The sequence below is a fragment of the Streptomyces sp. BK239 genome, from assembly GCF_004217285.1.
GTDB lineage: Bacteria > Actinomycetota > Actinomycetes > Streptomycetales > Streptomycetaceae > Streptomyces.
Window position 1 is genome coordinate 191,474 of sequence record NZ_SHKS01000007.1, and the last position, 14,543, is coordinate 206,016.

Below are 14,543 nucleotides of genomic sequence, written 5' to 3' on the forward strand. Positions count from 1 at the left end.
GGGTCGGACTGCTGCGCTGTTGGGACGGGATCAAAGTACGTGTTCAGCCCGCTGTCAATGCTTTGTTAAGACATCATTTCACGCAAAGGTCCGAATGTAAGTACAAAACATTGACAGAGTGATCACTCCGCCCCCGCACCCGAGGGGCGACCTACCCCGTGCGCGGCGGCCTCACCCGCGCCAGGACCGCGCTCCCCGCCGGAGCCGGGGCCGCCCTACCGGGGGGCCATCCGCAGCGCGCCGTCCATCCGGATCGTCTCCCCGTTGAGGTAGTCGTGGTCGACGATCGCCAGCGCGAGCTTGGCGTACTCCTCGGGCAGGGCCAGTCGGCGCGGGAAGGGCACACCGGCCGCGAGCGAGGCGCGGAACTCCTCCGAGACGGTGGCCAGCATCGGCGTCTCCACGATGCCCGGCGCGATGGTGCACACGCGGATGCCGTACTGGGCGAGGTCGCGGGCCGCGGGCAGGGTGAGGCCCACGACGCCTCCCTTGGAGGAGGAGTAGGCGGCCTGGCCGACCTGCCCGTCGTAGGCGGCGATGGACGCGGTGTTGACGATGACGCCGCGCTGACCGTGCTCGTCGGCCTCGGTCCCGGCGATCGCCTCGGAGGCGAGGGCGAGCACGTTGAAGGTGCCGACCAGGTTGATCTGGATGACCTTGGCGTACAGAGCCAGGTCGTGCACGCCCTTCTTGCCGAGGATGCGCGCCGACGGGCCGATCCCCGCGCAGTTGACGACCGTGCGCAGCGGGACGCCCGAGCCGGCCGCGACGGCGACGGCGGCGCGCACCTGCTCCGGGTCGGTCACGTCGGCGGGCACGTAGGTGACGCCGTCGACCTCGGGGGCCTTGTCCACGCCGTCCTTGAGGTCGAGGGCGAAGACCCTGGCGCCGCGCCCGGCGAGCGCCGCGGCGGTGGCCGCGCCGAGGCCGGACGCACCGCCGGTGACGAGGGCGGCGGTGTTCTCGAGCTGCATCATCACTCCTTGCCGAGGACGGTGAGCACACCGCCCTCGTTCCGGTCCAGCGCACGAGAGATGATCATGCGCTGGATCTGGTTGGTTCCTTCGAAGATCTGCATGACCTTCGCCTCGCGCATGTAGCGCTCGACGGGGAAGTCGCGCGTGTATCCGTACCCGCCGAGGACCTGCACGGCGTCGGTGGTCACCTTCATGGCGTTGTCGGTGGCCACGAGTTTGGCGACGGACGCCTCGCGGGTGAAGGACAGACCGAGGTCCTTCAGCCGGGCGGCGGCCAGGGCGGTGGCCCGCGCCGACTCGATCGCCGCGCCCATGTCGGCGAGGACGAAGGCGAGCCCCTGGTGCTCGATGATCGGCTTGCCGAAGGTCTCCCGCTCGCGGGCGTAGCGCACGGCGTGGTCGAGGGCGCCCTGGGCGAGGCCGGTGGCGACGGCGGCGATGCCGAGGCGTCCGCAGTCCAGCGAGGCGAGCGCGATCTTCAAGCCCTGCCCCTCCTCCCCGATCCGCCGCTCCACGGGCACACGGACGTCGTCGAGCCGCATGGTGGCGGTCGCCGACCCGGTCAGCCCCATCTTCCGCTCCGGCGGGTCGGCGCTGAGCCCCGGGGTGTCCGCCGGGACCAGGAAGCAGGAGATGCCCTGGGTGCGGTGGTCGGAGGTGCGGGCCATGACCGTGTAGAAGTCGGCGTATCCGCCGTGCGTGGTCCACGCCTTGGCGCCGTTGAGGACGTAGGAGTCCCCGTCGCGCACCGCACGCGTGCGCATGGCCGCCGGGTCGGAGCCGGCGTGCGGCTCGGACAGGCAGTACGCACCGAGGAGTTCGCCGCCGAGCATGTCCGGCAGCCACCTGCGCCGCTGCTCGTCGGTGCCGTAGCGGGCCAGCGGGAAGCAGGAGAGCGCGTGCACCGAGATGCCGACCGCGACGCTGGACCAGACCGCGGCGACCTCCTCCAGCACCTGGAGGTACACCTCGTACGGCTGCCCCGCGCCGCCGTCCTCCTCGGCGAACGGCAGCCCGAGCAGACCGCTGCGCCCGAGGGTGCGGAAGACGTCCCGGGGGAACGCGCCGTCCGCCTCCGCGTCGGCGACGCGGGGGGTGAGTTCCTTGGCGGCCAGGGTCCGCGTGAGCTGGACGAGGTCGACGGCTTCCTCGCTCGGCAGGGCGCGAGTGGCAGGCATGGCGACCTCCGCGGAGTAGTACTGGAAGTGATACTGGAGTGCGTACGAACGTATCATTCACAGTACGGCACGCGGGCGTGCCGAGGCCATACGTGATCGGGTCGGTATCCGGGCCGCGGGGTCCCGCCGGCTCCGCCGTCAGGAGGAGACGGCGTGCACGATCAGCGAGGCGAGCTGCTCGTACGCCTCCGCGTCGCTCAGCCCGGTGCGGGCCTTCAGCTCGCCCTGCTGGATCTGCCGCATGGTCGCGGCGGCGACCTCGCCGACGAACGCGGTGTGCACCTCGCGGAACGCGCCGTCCGACACGCCCTCCGCGATCAGCCGGCGCACCCGCTCCGCGGCCATCCGCGTGTTCGCCTCGTACACCTCGCGCGCGGGCGGGAAGTCCGCCACGTCGTCCAGGAAGCGGCGGGAGAGCGGGCGCAACTGCTCGGCGACGGTGGTCAGGTACACCCGCACCCGGTCGGAGGGCTCGTCGGTCTGGGCGACCCGCTTCTCGACGGCCTCGGTGGCCCCGCGGAAGTAGTGCTTGACGGCCTCCACCACCAGCCCCTGCTTGCTGCGGGCCAGTTGGTACAGCGTGGTCTTCGAGCAGCGCAGCCGCACGGCGAGGTCGTCGAGGGTGAGGTCGGAGAACCCCTCCGCCGTCAGCAGCGCGACGAGTCGTTCCAGCAGGTCTGCCTGTCGGGCGGTACGGCGGGAGGACGGCGGCATGATCCCAGCCTATCCGCGCGCGCCCCGCCCCAGAACACGCCGAAGCCGCCCTCCCGTGAACGGGAAAGCGGCTTCCGACCGCGATGTCGCCGGTCGGGACGACAGGATTTGAACCTGCGACCCCTTGACCCCCAGTCAAGTGCGCTACCAAGCTGCGCCACGTCCCGGTGCGCTTCCCGCGGAGCTCCGCGTGATCGCGCGAAGAGCACTTTACCCCACGCCGGGCGGTGCTCCGAAGACGGCGTGGGCGCGGGACAATCGCCGTATGGACAGCGATCACCGAACGGGCGGCGCGGGAGACGGGAGCGGCGGCCGGAGCGCCGGGACGCGGGACCGGGACGAGGAGGGGCGGGCGCGCAACGCCAGGCCCCGGGACGGCCTGGGCAGGCCCCTTCCGTACGGCGCGACGGGCGTGGCCCGCCAGCCCGAGGGGGTCGTGCGCACGCCGAAGGAGTCGGTCGCCGAGGCGCAGGCCCTGCTCGACGAGGGCAAGCCGTTCCACGCGCACGAGGTGTTCGAGGACGCCTGGAAGTCGGGCCCCGAGGCCGAACGCGCCCTGTGGCGGGGACTCGCCCAGCTCGCGGTGGGGCTGACGCACGCCGCCCGGGGCAACGTGACCGGCGGGGCCCGGCTGCTGCGGCGCGGCGCGGGGGCCGTCCAGGAGTGGGCGGCGGACGACGGGCACGCGCGCCCGTACGGCATGGATCTCGACGACCTGGCCCACTGGGCGCGCGAGCTGGCCCAGGACGTGGAGCGGACGGGCACGGCGGTCGACGCGCGCGAGTCGGCGCCCCGGCTGCGCTGAACCCCCGCGACCGCGGAGGACCCGGGCGTCGAGGCCGGTGTCAGTGGCGTGCGGCAGACTCGAAGACGTGCGAAGGATCCACGTCATCGGCATCGGCGCGGGCGACCCCGACCAGCTGACCCTTCAGGCGGTCAAGGCCCTGCGCGACTCCGGCGTGTTCTTCGTGCTGGACAAGGGCGATGCGACGAGCGACCTGACGCGGCTGCGCCGGGAGATGCTGCGCACGCATCTGCCGGAGGGTTCCTACCGGGTGGTCGAGGCGCGCGACCCCGAGCGGGACCGCCGCGCGGACGGCGCCGCCTACGCCCCGGCCGTCGGCGACTGGCGGGACGCCCGCGCCGCCCTCTGCGAGCGGCTGATCGGCGAGGAGCTGGGCGCGGACGAGACCGGCGCGTTCCTGGTCTGGGGCGACCCCGCGCTGTACGACGGCACCCTGGGCGTCCTGGAGGAGGTGCTCGCGCGGGGAAGGGTGGCGTTCGAGTACGACGTGGTGCCGGGGATCAGCAGCGTCTCGGCGCTCGCGGCACGGCACCGCACGGGGCTGAGCCGGGTGGCGCGGCCGGTGCAGATCACCACCGGGCGGCGGCTCGCCGAGGGCTTCCCCGAGGGGGTGGACGACGTGGTGGTGATGCTCGACGCCCACCAGGCCTTCCGGGCGTACGCCGGCCAGGACGTCGACATCTACTGGGGCGCCTACGTCGGCACCCCGGACGAGATCCTCGTGTCCGGGCCGGTGGCCGAGGCCGGCCCGCGCATCGAGCGGTTGCGGGCCGAGGCGCGCGCCCGCAAGGGCTGGATCATGGACACGTACCTGCTGCGCCGCCGCCCGGCGGACGGTCGCTGATCAGCGCAGCAGCAGTTGCAGACCGCCGACCACGGTCGCCGCGATCACCAGTTGTTCGAAGAGACGCTGGTTGATGCGGTCCACGGCCCACTTGCCGAGCAGCGCCCCGGGGACGACGAAGGCGACGAGCGTGGCGTCCAGCAGGAGCGAGCGGGCGTCGATGAGGCCGAGGCCCACGCTGAAGGGCACCTTGGAGACGTTGACGATGAGGAAGAAGAACGCGGAGGTGCCGAGGAAGCCGAGTTTGCGGAAGCCCGCCGACAGCAGGTACATCGACATCACCGGGCCGCCTGCGTTGGCGACCATGGTGGTGAAGCCGCCGAGGACGCCGTAGGAGCGGGCCTTGATCCGGCCGGCCCGGGTGGCCACGCCGTCCGGTTCCGCGGCGGCGTCGGCGGTGCGCCGCCGCCACACGGTGACCGTGGCCATGAACAGCAGGATCGCGCCGATCGACGTCCGTACGACCGCGTCGTCGGCCCACGTCAGGAACGCCGTGCCGGCGACCACGCCGACGGCGACCGCCGGGAACAGCCGCCACAGGGTGGGCCAGTGGGCGTGCCGCCGGTAGGTGAGGACGGCCAGGACGTCGCCGGCGATCAGGATGGGCAGCAGGACGCCTGTGGAGGCGCGGGCGGGCAGGACGGCGGCGAAGATCGCCAGGCTGACCGTGTTGGCCCCGCTGACGGCGGTCTTGGAGAAGCCGACGAGGCCCGCCGCGCAGGCGAGCGCGGCGAACTCCCAGCCGGTGAGGTGCGTGATCGTGTTCATGCGGAGACCGATGCTAGATGCATCGAACGGCGGCGTCGGACACCGTCTCGCCTGGTGACCGCCGACGGGGTTCGGCGGCCGGCCCCGCGCGGGCGTCCGTCAGTGCCGTTCGACCAGCACCGCGCTCCCCTGCCCCACGCCCACGCACATGGTCGCCAGGCCGCGTTCCGCGCCCGTCCTGCGCATCCGGTGCAGCAGCGTCGTGAGGAGGCGGGCGCCCGAGCAGCCCAGCGGGTGGCCGAGGGCGATCGCGCCGCCGCTGGGGTTGACCAGGTCGGGGTCGATGCCCAGCTGGTCCACGCAGGCCAGCGCCTGGGCGGCGAACGCCTCGTTGAACTCGGCCTCCTGGACGTCGCCCACGCTCCATCCGGCGCGCGCCAGCGCCTTGCGGGTCGCGGGCACCGGGCCGATGCCCATCACGTCGGGGTGCACTCCGGCGGAGGCGCCGGCGACGTAGCGCCCGAGGGACTCCAGGCCCAGGTCGTTCAGGGCCTCCTCGCTGACCAGGAGGAGCCCGGCGGCGCCGTCGTTCATCGGGGAGGCGTTGCCGGCGGTGACGGTGCCGCCGGGGCGGAAGACCGGCTTGAGCCCGGCGAGCTTGTCGTAGGAGGTGTCCTCGCGGACGGACTCGTCGGCGTCGACGAGCACGCCGTCGGGGCGGGTGACGGGCAGGAGTTCGTCGTCGAAGTGGCCGTCCTTGCGGGCCCGGGCGGCGCGCTGGTGGCTGCGCAGGGCGAACCGGTCCTGGCGTTCGCGGGAGACGCCGTACCGTCCGGCGACCTCCTCGGCGGTCTCGCCCATGGCCAGCAGGCCGTGCAGGTCCTTCATCGCCGGGTTGACCAGGCGCCAGCCGAGCCGGGTGTCGACGGTCTCCACGCGGTGCGGGAGGGCCTCGTCGGGGCGGGCCAGCACGAACGGGGCGCGGCTCATCGACTCGGAGCCGCCCGCGATCACGATGTCGGCCTCGCCCGCGGCGATGGTGCGGGCGGCGGCGGTCACGGCCTCCATCCCGGAGGCGCACAGCCGGTTCACGGTGGCGCCGGGCACGGTCTCGGGCAGGCCGGCGAGGAGCACGGCCATCCGGGCGACGTTGCGGTTGTCCTCGCCGGCCTGGTTGGCGGCGCCCCAGTAGACGTCGTCGACGCGGGCGGGGTCGAGGGCGGGCACCTCGGAGACGAGGGCGCGCACCACGGTGGCGGCGAGGTCGTCGGGCCGCACGGTGGACAGGGCGCCGCGCAGCCGGCCGATGGGGGTGCGGCGGGCGACGGCGAAGTGGACGGGACGCACGACAGGCACTCCTGATCGGGATGTGCGGAAGGCGAGGACGCCGTTATTAGCACTGCTAGTTTAGGACTATAGACCGCCCCGCCCGCCCCTGGGTAGATCACTCCCCGGTGAGCCTGCCCGAGTGGCGCGTATCGCGAGGACAGGCCGTGTTTGCGGGTGTTCGCCCTGGGCACCCGCGCGGTCATGGAGTGGTTGCGCAGCGCCGCCTGCGTGGGCGAGGACCCCGAGCTGTTCTTTCCCGTCGGCACGTCCGGCCCGGCCCTGAGGGACGCGGCGGACGCCAAACGCGTCTGCGCCCGGTGCAGGGTGACCGCCGCGTGTCTGGCCTTCGCCCTCGACAGCCCGCCGACGTCGGGCGTCTGGGGCGGGACCGACGAGGAGGAGCGCGCCGAACTGCTCCGTACCGCACGTGACGACGCGAGAAGGAGAACCTCGGTATGACTGTCGTGAAGAGCCCGCTGCCCGAACCGGACCGTCAAGTCACCTTCGACGCGTTGCAGAGCACTCTCGTCGACCTGCTGGGCCTCTCACTGATCGGCAAGCAGGCCCACTGGAACATCGTTGGCCCCCGCTTCCGCTCGATCCACCTCCAGCTCGACGAGGTGGTCTCGACGGCCCGCACCTACTCCGACACCGTCGCCGAGCGCGCCGCCGCCCTCGGCCTGCCGCCGGACGGCCGGCCGGAGACGATCGCGTCGGCGTTCACCCTGCCCGCCCCGAAGGACGGCTGGGTGCGCGACGAGGACGTCGTGCAGGTGATCTCGGAGACGCTGGGCGCGGCGATCGGACGGCTGCGCGAGCGCATCTCGGCGACGGAGACGGCCGACCCGGTGACCCAGGACCTGCTCATCGCCATCACCGCCGATCTGGAGAAGCAGCGGTGGATGTTCGAGGCGGAGAACTGGCAGCCGGGCGACTGACCCGCACCGACCGCATCGACAGGCCCGGTACGGCTGCCCCGGCGACACAGGCCGAGCGCCGCCCGGACGGCACGTACGACGCAGAACGACGCAGAACGACGCGAACGACGCACGACGACGCACGGACGGAGGAGCACCGCATGACGGACGCCCTCGAACTCGACGCGCTGTGGGAGGACTTCCACCGCGTGGTCAACATGACCTCGCAGGAGCTGGCCGCCTGGCTGCGGGTGCGGGACGCCGACGAGAACGCGGAGCCGCTGCCCGACGAGGCGGGGACCGCGACCGGTCAGCACGTGCTGGCCATCCTGCAGAAGCGGCGCACCGACCTCACCGAGGACGACCTGCGGGTGATGCACCGCGTCGTGGACACGGTGACCGAGCGGACCGACCTGGAGGACGAGCCGGCGGCCGACGACACCCGGCTGCGGCACCGTCTGATGACGGTCGGCCACGACCCGCTCAAACCATGACGCCGGGGCCCCGAGCCCCACACGTTCGACGAGGGGTCCGCGGCGCGCGCCGCGGACCCCTCGTCGTCGTCAGCGCAGGTCGCTCAGCGGCAGGTCGAGCAGCCGGGCGATCGTGCGCAGCACGCCGTTGTCGTTGTTGGACGGGGCCAGATGGCGGGCCCTGCCGACGACCTCCGGGTGGGCGTTGGCCATGGCGAAGGACCAGTCGGCGACGTCCAGCATCTCCAGGTCGTTGAGATAGTCGCCGAAGACCACGGTCTGCGCGGGCGTGATGCCCAGCTCCCGCTGGAGCCGGCGCAGCGCGGCGCCCTTGGTGGCGGTGCGGTTCATGACGTCCACCCAGTGCTCGCCGGAGACGACGACGTTGTGGGTGCCCGTGAACGCGGCGAGGGCCGGGGCGGTGATGCGCTCGGCGGAACGGAAGTCGTAAAGGGCCACCTTGAGGACGTCGTCGTCGACGGCGGCGATGTCGTCGACGACGGCGTTGCGCCGGTAGTAGCGGCGGACCTCGGCCAGGAACGCGTCGTCGGTGCGCTCCACGTACGCGGACCGCTTCCCGCACACGACGGCGCCCACGTCCGCGCCGCCCGCGACGAGCCGCCGCACGCACTCCACGACCTGGGCGACGACGTCCGGGTCCATCGGGTCGGAGCTGAGCTCCTCACCGTCGCGGACCACGTACGTGCCGTTCTCGGCGATGAAGACCATGCCGTCGGCGAAGCCGTCGAACTCGTGCGCCAGCGTCGCGTACTGCCGGCCGCTCGCCGGGCTGAACAGCACCCCGCGCTCCCGCAGCAGCCCCAGCACCTCCCGCAGCCCTGCCGGCGGCCGCTTGTGGTCGTCGAGCAGGGTTCCGTCCATGTCGGTGACGATCAGGCGGACACCGGCCGACGCGGCCGACGGCTCCGGGACGGGCGCAGGCTCCGGGACGGGCAGAGGGGCGGCTTCGGAGTAGGGCATGTCCTGCTTCCTGTACGAGGGCGACCGGGTCGTCACCCTACCGGGGGACCCCGCGCGGCCCTCGAACACGGACTGGGCCGTCCGAATCCCGGGACACCGGTGATCACCGGGCGGCACAATGACGGCTGACGGGCTGGATGCGACGAGTACGCGACAAGAGCGCGGGAGGGAGCGGTCACGTGAGCGAGGTCCACACGCCGTCGGGCGGACCGGCGGCGCCGCTGAACACCGGGGTGGCGCACAACGCGCGGGTGTGGAACTACTGGGTCGGCGGCAAGGACAACTACGAGGTCGACCAGCGGGTCGGCGAGCACGTCGCCGGGATGTTCCCGCTGATCCGGGAGATCGCCCGCGCGGACCGCTGGTTCCTGGGCCGGGCGGTGCGCTTCCTGGCCGAGGAGCGCGGCGTCCGGCAGTTCCTCGACATCGGCACCGGGCTGCCGACGGCGGACAACACCCACGAGATCGCCCAGCGCGTCGCCCCCGACTCGCGGATCGTGTACGTCGACAACGACCCGATCGTGCTGGTGCACGCGCGCACCCTGCTGACCGGCACCTCGGCCGGCGTCACCGACTACGTCGACGCCGACGTCCACGACCCCGACGCGATCCTGCGACGCGCCGCCGGCACCCTGGACTTCACCCGGCCCGTCGCGGTGATGATGCTGGGCATCCTGAACTTCGTGCTGGACGTGGAGGCGGCGCGGGACATCGTGCGCCGGGTCATGGCGGCGGTCCCCTCGGGCAGTTTCCTGGTGCTGACGCATCCCACCCATGACAGCGAGGTGGGCGGCGAGGGCCAGATCCCCGCCATGAGGTTCTGGAACGAGAACGCGACCCCGCCGATCACCGCGCGCAGCGGCGAGGAGATCGCCGCGTTCTTCGAAGGCCTCCAGCTCCTCGAACCGGGCCTGGTGTCCTGCTCGCGGTGGCGTCCCGAGCCGGGCGCTCCGGCCGTGGTGCCGCAGTACGGCGGGGTGGCCGTGAAACCCTGACGACGCGCGCCGCCCGCGGGCACCGGCGGGGCGGACCATCGACGACGCCACTGACCCGGAGGCCGTATGAGCACCCTCGACGATCCCGTGCCCGGCGGCCGCCCCGGCGACGTGGAGCGGGCGAGAGCCCTGGCCGGCGAGCTGTCGGGGCGCGGTGTGCACGGGGTCGTGCTGGCCTACGTCGACACCGCGGGCGTGGGCCGGGTGAAGACGGTCCCGGTGGCGCGGCTGGCGTCGGCCGCGGCCTGGGGCGTCGGCATGTCCCCGGTGTTCGACACGTTCCTCGCCGACGACCGGATCGTCTCCACGGACGTGCTGGGCTCCCCCGACGGCGATCTGCGTCTGTACCCCGACCTGGACCGGCTGGTGGTCCTCGCCGCACAGCCGGGCTGGGCGTGGGCGCCGGTCGACCGGATCACCCAGGACGGCGAACGGCATCCGGGCTGCTCGCGCACGTTCCTGCGCGACGTCGTCGCCGACGCCGCCCGGACGCACGGCCTGTCCTTCCGGGCGGCCGTCGAGATCGAGTGGTCGTTCGGCCTGGACTCCGCGCCCGCCGGCGAGTTCGTCCCGGCGACCACCGGGCCCGCGTACGGCGCGATCCGGCAGGTCGAGCTGAGCGACTGCACCGCCGACCTGCTCGCGGCGTGCGCGGCCCAGGGCGTGGACGTCGAGCAGGTCCACCCCGAGTACGCGCCCGGTCAGTTCGAGATCTCCGTGGGCGCCCTGGACCCGGTGGCCGCCGCCGACCGCAGCGTCCTGGTGCGCCAGACCGTGCGCGCGGTGGCCCGGCGGCACGGGCTGCGGGTGTCGTTCTCCCCCGCCGTCACCGCCCAGGGCGTCGGCAACGGCGGTCACCTCCATCTGTCCGCCTGGCGTGCCGGGGTCAACCTGCACACGGGCGGGGACCGCCGGCACGGGATGACGGCCGACGCGGAGGCCTTCGCGGCCGGTGTGCTGGCCCGGCTGCCCGCCCTGACCGCGGTGACCGCGCCGAGCCCGGCCGGCTATCTGCGGCTCAAGCCCTCCCAGTGGGCGGGGGTGTTCACCGCGTGGGGCCTGGAGACCCGTGAGGCGGCGGTACGGCTGGTGCGGGGCACCGCGGGCCGGCGCGCGGAGCTGGCGAACCTGGAGGTCAAGCCGGTCGACCTGGCCGCCAACCCCTACCTCACGCTCGGCTGTGTGATCGCCGCCGGCCTGGACGGGATCGCGTCGGGCGCGACCCTGCCGGAGGAGACCGTGGGCGACCCGGCCGCGCTGGACGCCGCCACGGCCGAGGCCCGGGGCGTGCGCCGGCTGCCGGCCTCGCTGGCCGAGGCCGTGGAGCGGTTCCGGGAGGACGGGGTGCTGCGGGCCGCGCTGGGCCCGGTCCTCGCCGACGCGGTGACCGCCGTACGCCGGGGCGAGATCGAGGCGGTCGCCGGGCTGGACGACGAGCGGGTGGCGGCGGCCTACCGCTGGGCGTACTGAGATGCGCGCCGGGCCGGTCCACGAGGCGCTCGCCGCCCTGGCACTGGTGGACCACCACTGTCACGGGGTGGTCGCGGGCCCGCTGGACCGGGCGGGATTCGAGGAACTGCTCACCGAGGGCGACCGGTGGCCCGGCAGCTCGTCGTTCGACACCCCGGCCGGTGTGGCCGTACGGCGGTACTGCGCGCCGCTGCTGGACCTGGACCGGCACGCCCCGCCCGAGGAGTACCTGGCGCGGCGGGCCGACCTGGGGCCGCGGGAGGTGAACCGGCGGTTGTTGACGGCGGCCAGGACGGGCCGGTTCTTCGTGGACACCGGTTTCGACGCGGACCGTCTCACCCCGCCCGCCGAACTGGCCGCGCTGGCGGGCGCGAGCGCCCACGAGGTCGTCCGGCTGGAGACCGTCGCGGAGGCGGTGGCCGCGCGGGGCGTGGACGCGGGCGGGTACGCGGACGCGTTCCGGGCGGCGGCGCTGGACGCCGTGCGGGCGCCGGGGGTGGTGGCGGTGAAGTCGGTGGCCGCCTACCGCACGGGCTTCGACCTCGCCCCGGCCCGGCCCTCGGACGCCGAGGTGACCCGGGCGGCCCGGACCTGGCTCTCGGCCGGCGGCAGGCTGACGGATCCGGTGCTCGTACGCCATCTGCTGTGGACGGCCGTGGACCTGGGGCTGCCGCTGCAACTGCACACGGGCTTCGGCGACCGGGACATCCGGCTGCACCGCGCGGATCCCGCACTTCTGACGGACTGGTTGCACCTGATCGCGGGCACGATCCCGGTGCTGCTCCTGCACTGCTGGCCCTACCAGCGGCAGGCCGCCTTCCTGGCGGCCGTGTTCGAGCAGGTGTACCTGGACGTGGGACTCACGCTGCACCATGTGGGTCCCGTACGAGCGCGGGCGGTCCTGGAGGAGGCCTTGGAGATCACACCGTTCCGCAAACTGCTGTACAGCTCCGACGCCTACGGTGTCGCCGAGTTCCACGCACTCGGCGCGCTGGCGTTCCGCCGGGGTCTGGGGGACCTCCTCCAGGACCGGGTGGACGCCGGCGAACTCAGTCTGGCCGACGCGCTGCGCCTGGCGCGGTGGGCCGGGGCGGACAACGCCCTCGGGGTCTACCGGCTTCCCGACGGACACTGAAAGTATGATCAAGCAATGTCTGACCTGACCGATACCACGCCCGGTTGGCTGAGCGCCGACGAGCTCGAGATGGCCCGCGCACGGATGCCGATCCTGTACGTCGAGGCCGTCCCCGTGCGCGTCGACGACAGCGGTGAAGTCACCAGCATCGGCCTGTTGCTGCGGATCGGACCGGACGGCAACGTCAACCGGACCCTGGTCTCGGGCCGGGTCCTGCACCACGAGCGGGTCCGCGACGCGCTGCTGCGTCACCTGGAGAAGGATCTCGGCCCGGTGGCCCTGCCGCGGGTGCCGACCTCGCTGCAGCCCTTCACCGTCGCCGAGTACTTCCCGACGCAGGGCATCACCCCGTACCACGACCCCCGTCAGCACGCGGTGTCCCTCGCCTACATCGTGCCGGTGACCGGTGACTGCCGGCCCCGGCAGGACGCGCTGGACCTGGTGTGGTTCGACCCGCAGGAGGCGGCTTCGCCCGCGGTGCAGAGCGAGATGCCGGGCGGGCACGGGTTCCTGCTGCGGCAGGCCCTGGCCCACGTCGGCCTGTCGGCCTCCTGACCGGGGTGGGACCGCGTCGCACGGTGCCCGGTCAGCGCGCGGTGGCGATCGGCGCCGCCGCGCGCCGGCCCTGCACCCTCGTCGTGTGCCGGGGCTGCTGCTGCGGGGACGCCCGCAAGCATCCCGGCTTCGACCACGCCTGGCAGCTCGACCGGCTGCGCGCGGCCGCCGCCGCGTCCGACGGAGGCTTCGCGGTCCGTACGACGGACTGTCTCGGCCCGTGCGACCAGGCCAACGTGGTCGTCGTCCAGCCCTCGGCGGCCGGACGGCGGGCGGGCGGCCGGGCCACCTGGGTGGGGTTCGCCATGGACGACGACTGCACGGAGGAGCTGATCGGCTGGGCGGTCGCGGGCGGCCCCGGTGTCGCCGAGCCGCCGCTCACCCTGGAGCTGCAGTTCATCGCCCCACCGAGGGGCGCGCGGACGCGCGGCCGACGGTAGGGGAAGGGCCGGCGGGCATGCGCGGACGACCCGGCCCCGACTCGGGCGTCCCTCGCATGGCCAGGCACGACTGGTGGGGCGTGGCGCTGGAGGCCCCCGATCCCCGGGCGCTCGCCCGTTTCCCCGCGGAGCTGCTCGGCTGGGAGATCGTCAAGGAGGACGCGGACGGAGCGGCCGCCGTGCCGCCCGAAGGCCTGGGATACCTGGGCTTCCAGGTCTCGGAGGACCATGTCCCGCCGGTCTGGCCGGCCCGGGCGGGCGCCCAGCGGATCACGATGCACCTGGACTTCGAGGTGGTCGATCTGCGGGCCGCCGTGGCGCACGCGCGAGAGCTCGGGGCGCGGGAGGCGGACCACCAGCCCCAGGCGAACGTCCGCGTGCTGCTCGACCCGGCGGGCCACCCGTTCTGCCTCTACGTGGACGCCGACACCGGACAGGCCGCCTCCTCGTAGTCGAGAAGACGGCCTGCGACCTGCGTGAAGCTGGTCGGGACGACAGGATTTGAACCTGCGACCCCTTGACCCCCAGTCAAGTGCGCTACCAAGCTGCGCCACGTCCCGGTGCCCGTCTGACCTGGGGTTTCCCCCGGCAGAACGTGCATGGAAACCATACCGCACTCGCGTCGGTGGTCGCGCATCCGTTTCGGCGCGCTCAGCGCCGGCCGGGGATCCCCAGTCCGGGGTGGGCCTCCAGCAGGCGCGGCGGGGCCGCCTGGCGCCAGGAGTCGGCGAGGATGTCCCGCAGCTCGCCCTCGTCCTCCAGGGCGGCCAGCCGGACGCGCACCCAGGCGAACTGGGCCTCGTGGCCGGCGATCCAGAACTTGCCGGGCTCGGCGAGGACCAGCTCGTCGCGCTCCTCCTTGGGGCAGCGCACCGCGAGGGAGGTCTCGTCCTCGGGCAGGGTGGCGAACATCTTCGTCCCGACCCGGAACGTGGGCATGCTCCAGGCGATCTTCTCCGTGGTGTCCGGCAGGGACAGGGCGATACGGCGTACGTCTTCGGCGTCCGGCATGCTCCGCACGG

General features: G+C 73.4%; 18 protein-coding genes and 2 tRNA genes. 11 read left to right on the top strand and 9 right to left on the bottom strand.

Annotated elements, in window-relative coordinates:
- Positions 1-215: 215 nt before the first annotated feature.
- The 4 genes from EV567_RS22555 to EV567_RS22570 all read right to left on the bottom strand — a co-directional run bounded on the left by EV567_RS22555 (position 216) and on the right by EV567_RS22570 (position 3,036).
- The gene (locus tag EV567_RS22555; RefSeq protein WP_130443112.1) at positions 216-974 is read right to left on the bottom strand and encodes an SDR family NAD(P)-dependent oxidoreductase; all 759 of its coding nucleotides are present in this window, start codon (positions 972-974) and stop codon (positions 216-218) included.
- Between the two features lie 2 nt (positions 975-976).
- Complete coding sequence (locus EV567_RS22560; RefSeq protein ID WP_130442955.1) at positions 977-2,155, bottom strand: acyl-CoA dehydrogenase family protein; 1,179 nt, start codon at positions 2,153-2,155, stop codon at positions 977-979.
- Between the two features lie 138 nt (positions 2,156-2,293).
- Positions 2,294-2,869 carry a TetR/AcrR family transcriptional regulator gene (locus EV567_RS22565; protein WP_130442957.1) on the bottom strand — a complete coding sequence of 192 codons (576 nt, stop codon included), beginning with the start codon at positions 2,867-2,869 and terminating at the stop codon, positions 2,294-2,296.
- A gap of 93 nt (positions 2,870-2,962) precedes the next feature.
- A tRNA-Pro gene (locus EV567_RS22570) sits at positions 2,963-3,036 on the bottom strand.
- 98 nt (positions 3,037-3,134) lie between these two features.
- Here EV567_RS22570 and EV567_RS22575 point away from each other — a divergent pair.
- Together EV567_RS22575 and cobF are read left to right on the top strand one after the other, a co-directional pair.
- Complete coding sequence (locus tag EV567_RS22575) at positions 3,135-3,674, top strand: DUF309 domain-containing protein (RefSeq protein ID WP_130442959.1); 540 nt, start codon at positions 3,135-3,137, stop codon at positions 3,672-3,674.
- A gap of 67 nt (positions 3,675-3,741) precedes the next feature.
- The gene (gene cobF, locus EV567_RS22580; protein WP_130442961.1) at positions 3,742-4,518 is read left to right on the top strand and encodes a precorrin-6A synthase (deacetylating); all 777 of its coding nucleotides are present in this window, start codon (positions 3,742-3,744) and stop codon (positions 4,516-4,518) included.
- On the opposite strand, the gene EV567_RS22585 is transcribed toward cobF, so the two are convergent.
- Positions 4,519-5,286, bottom strand: coding sequence for a sulfite exporter TauE/SafE family protein (locus tag EV567_RS22585; RefSeq protein ID WP_130442963.1), 768 nt, complete (start codon positions 5,284-5,286; stop codon positions 4,519-4,521).
- Positions 5,287-5,385: 99 nt separating this feature from the next.
- Positions 5,386-6,573, bottom strand: coding sequence for a thiolase family protein (locus EV567_RS22590; RefSeq protein ID WP_130442965.1), 1,188 nt, complete (start codon positions 6,571-6,573; stop codon positions 5,386-5,388).
- Positions 6,574-6,756: 183 nt separating this feature from the next.
- Between EV567_RS22590 and EV567_RS22595 the strand changes: the two genes are divergently transcribed.
- From EV567_RS22595 to EV567_RS22605, 3 genes are all read left to right on the top strand, one after another.
- Entirely contained in the window at positions 6,757-7,014 is a 258-nt protein-coding gene (locus EV567_RS22595; RefSeq protein WP_165430465.1) for a WhiB family transcriptional regulator, read from the top strand.
- Positions 7,011-7,493: a Dps family protein gene (locus tag EV567_RS22600; RefSeq protein ID WP_130442967.1), complete on the top strand. Its 483-nt coding sequence runs from the start codon at positions 7,011-7,013 to the stop codon at positions 7,491-7,493. Before EV567_RS22595 ends, EV567_RS22600 begins: the two co-directional genes overlap by 4 nt.
- A gap of 140 nt (positions 7,494-7,633) precedes the next feature.
- On the top strand, positions 7,634-7,966 hold the full coding sequence (locus EV567_RS22605) for a DUF3140 domain-containing protein (RefSeq protein ID WP_130442969.1): 333 nt from the start codon (positions 7,634-7,636) through the stop codon (positions 7,964-7,966).
- A gap of 69 nt (positions 7,967-8,035) precedes the next feature.
- Here EV567_RS22605 and EV567_RS22610 read toward each other — a convergent pair whose 3' ends face one another.
- On the bottom strand, positions 8,036-8,926 hold the full coding sequence (locus EV567_RS22610; protein ID WP_130442971.1) for a Cof-type HAD-IIB family hydrolase: 891 nt from the start codon (positions 8,924-8,926) through the stop codon (positions 8,036-8,038).
- 179 nt (positions 8,927-9,105) lie between these two features.
- On the opposite strand from EV567_RS22610, the gene EV567_RS22615 reads away from it, so the two are divergent.
- The 6 genes from EV567_RS22615 (at position 9,106) to EV567_RS22640 (ending at position 13,973) form a co-directional block, all read left to right on the top strand.
- A complete protein-coding gene (locus tag EV567_RS22615; RefSeq protein ID WP_130442973.1) occupies positions 9,106-9,921 on the top strand; it encodes an SAM-dependent methyltransferase in 816 nt (271 codons plus the stop codon).
- 66 nt (positions 9,922-9,987) lie between these two features.
- On the top strand, positions 9,988-11,391 hold the full coding sequence (locus EV567_RS22620) for a glutamine synthetase family protein (RefSeq protein WP_130442975.1): 1,404 nt from the start codon (positions 9,988-9,990) through the stop codon (positions 11,389-11,391).
- A 1-nt stretch (position 11,392) separates the two neighbouring features.
- Positions 11,393-12,526 carry an amidohydrolase family protein gene (locus tag EV567_RS22625; protein ID WP_130442977.1) on the top strand — a complete coding sequence of 378 codons (1,134 nt, stop codon included), beginning with the start codon at positions 11,393-11,395 and terminating at the stop codon, positions 12,524-12,526.
- A gap of 15 nt (positions 12,527-12,541) precedes the next feature.
- Positions 12,542-13,081: an NUDIX hydrolase family protein gene (locus EV567_RS22630; RefSeq protein WP_130442979.1), complete on the top strand. Its 540-nt coding sequence runs from the start codon at positions 12,542-12,544 to the stop codon at positions 13,079-13,081.
- A 47-nt stretch (positions 13,082-13,128) separates the two neighbouring features.
- The gene (locus EV567_RS22635) at positions 13,129-13,521 is read left to right on the top strand and encodes a (2Fe-2S) ferredoxin domain-containing protein (protein WP_130443117.1); all 393 of its coding nucleotides are present in this window, start codon (positions 13,129-13,131) and stop codon (positions 13,519-13,521) included.
- Between the two features lie 17 nt (positions 13,522-13,538).
- The gene (locus EV567_RS22640) at positions 13,539-13,973 is read left to right on the top strand and encodes a VOC family protein (RefSeq protein ID WP_130442981.1); all 435 of its coding nucleotides are present in this window, start codon (positions 13,539-13,541) and stop codon (positions 13,971-13,973) included.
- A 31-nt stretch (positions 13,974-14,004) separates the two neighbouring features.
- On the opposite strand, the gene EV567_RS22645 is transcribed toward EV567_RS22640, so the two are convergent.
- Both EV567_RS22645 and EV567_RS22650 read right to left on the bottom strand, forming a co-directional pair.
- A tRNA-Pro gene (locus EV567_RS22645) sits at positions 14,005-14,081 on the bottom strand.
- Positions 14,082-14,172: 91 nt separating this feature from the next.
- Positions 14,173-14,532, bottom strand: a complete 360-nt coding sequence (locus EV567_RS22650) for an MmcQ/YjbR family DNA-binding protein (RefSeq protein WP_165430458.1) — start codon at positions 14,530-14,532, stop codon at positions 14,173-14,175.
- Between the last annotated feature and the right edge of the window lie 11 nt (positions 14,533-14,543).

Coding starts and splice junctions, on each gene's coding strand:
- EV567_RS22555 (WP_130443112.1), bottom strand. CDS start 974: ATGCAGCTCGAGAACACCGCCGCCCTCGTCACCGGCGGTGCGTCCGGC.
- EV567_RS22560 (WP_130442955.1), bottom strand. CDS start 2,155: ATGCCTGCCACTCGCGCCCTGCCGAGCGAGGAAGCCGTCGACCTCGTC.
- EV567_RS22565 (WP_130442957.1), bottom strand. CDS start 2,869: ATGCCGCCGTCCTCCCGCCGTACCGCCCGACAGGCAGACCTGCTGGAA.
- EV567_RS22575 (WP_130442959.1), top strand. CDS start 3,135: ATGGACAGCGATCACCGAACGGGCGGCGCGGGAGACGGGAGCGGCGGC.
- EV567_RS22585 (WP_130442963.1), bottom strand. CDS start 5,286: ATGAACACGATCACGCACCTCACCGGCTGGGAGTTCGCCGCGCTCGCC.
- EV567_RS22595 (WP_165430465.1), top strand. CDS start 6,757: ATGGAGTGGTTGCGCAGCGCCGCCTGCGTGGGCGAGGACCCCGAGCTG.
- EV567_RS22600 (WP_130442967.1), top strand. CDS start 7,011: ATGACTGTCGTGAAGAGCCCGCTGCCCGAACCGGACCGTCAAGTCACC.
- EV567_RS22605 (WP_130442969.1), top strand. CDS start 7,634: ATGACGGACGCCCTCGAACTCGACGCGCTGTGGGAGGACTTCCACCGC.
- EV567_RS22610 (WP_130442971.1), bottom strand. CDS start 8,926: ATGCCCTACTCCGAAGCCGCCCCTCTGCCCGTCCCGGAGCCTGCGCCC.
- EV567_RS22620 (WP_130442975.1), top strand. CDS start 9,988: ATGAGCACCCTCGACGATCCCGTGCCCGGCGGCCGCCCCGGCGACGTG.
- EV567_RS22625 (WP_130442977.1), top strand. CDS start 11,393: ATGCGCGCCGGGCCGGTCCACGAGGCGCTCGCCGCCCTGGCACTGGTG.
- EV567_RS22630 (WP_130442979.1), top strand. CDS start 12,542: ATGTCTGACCTGACCGATACCACGCCCGGTTGGCTGAGCGCCGACGAG.
- EV567_RS22640 (WP_130442981.1), top strand. CDS start 13,539: ATGCGCGGACGACCCGGCCCCGACTCGGGCGTCCCTCGCATGGCCAGG.
- EV567_RS22650 (WP_165430458.1), bottom strand. CDS start 14,532: ATGCCGGACGCCGAAGACGTACGCCGTATCGCCCTGTCCCTGCCGGAC.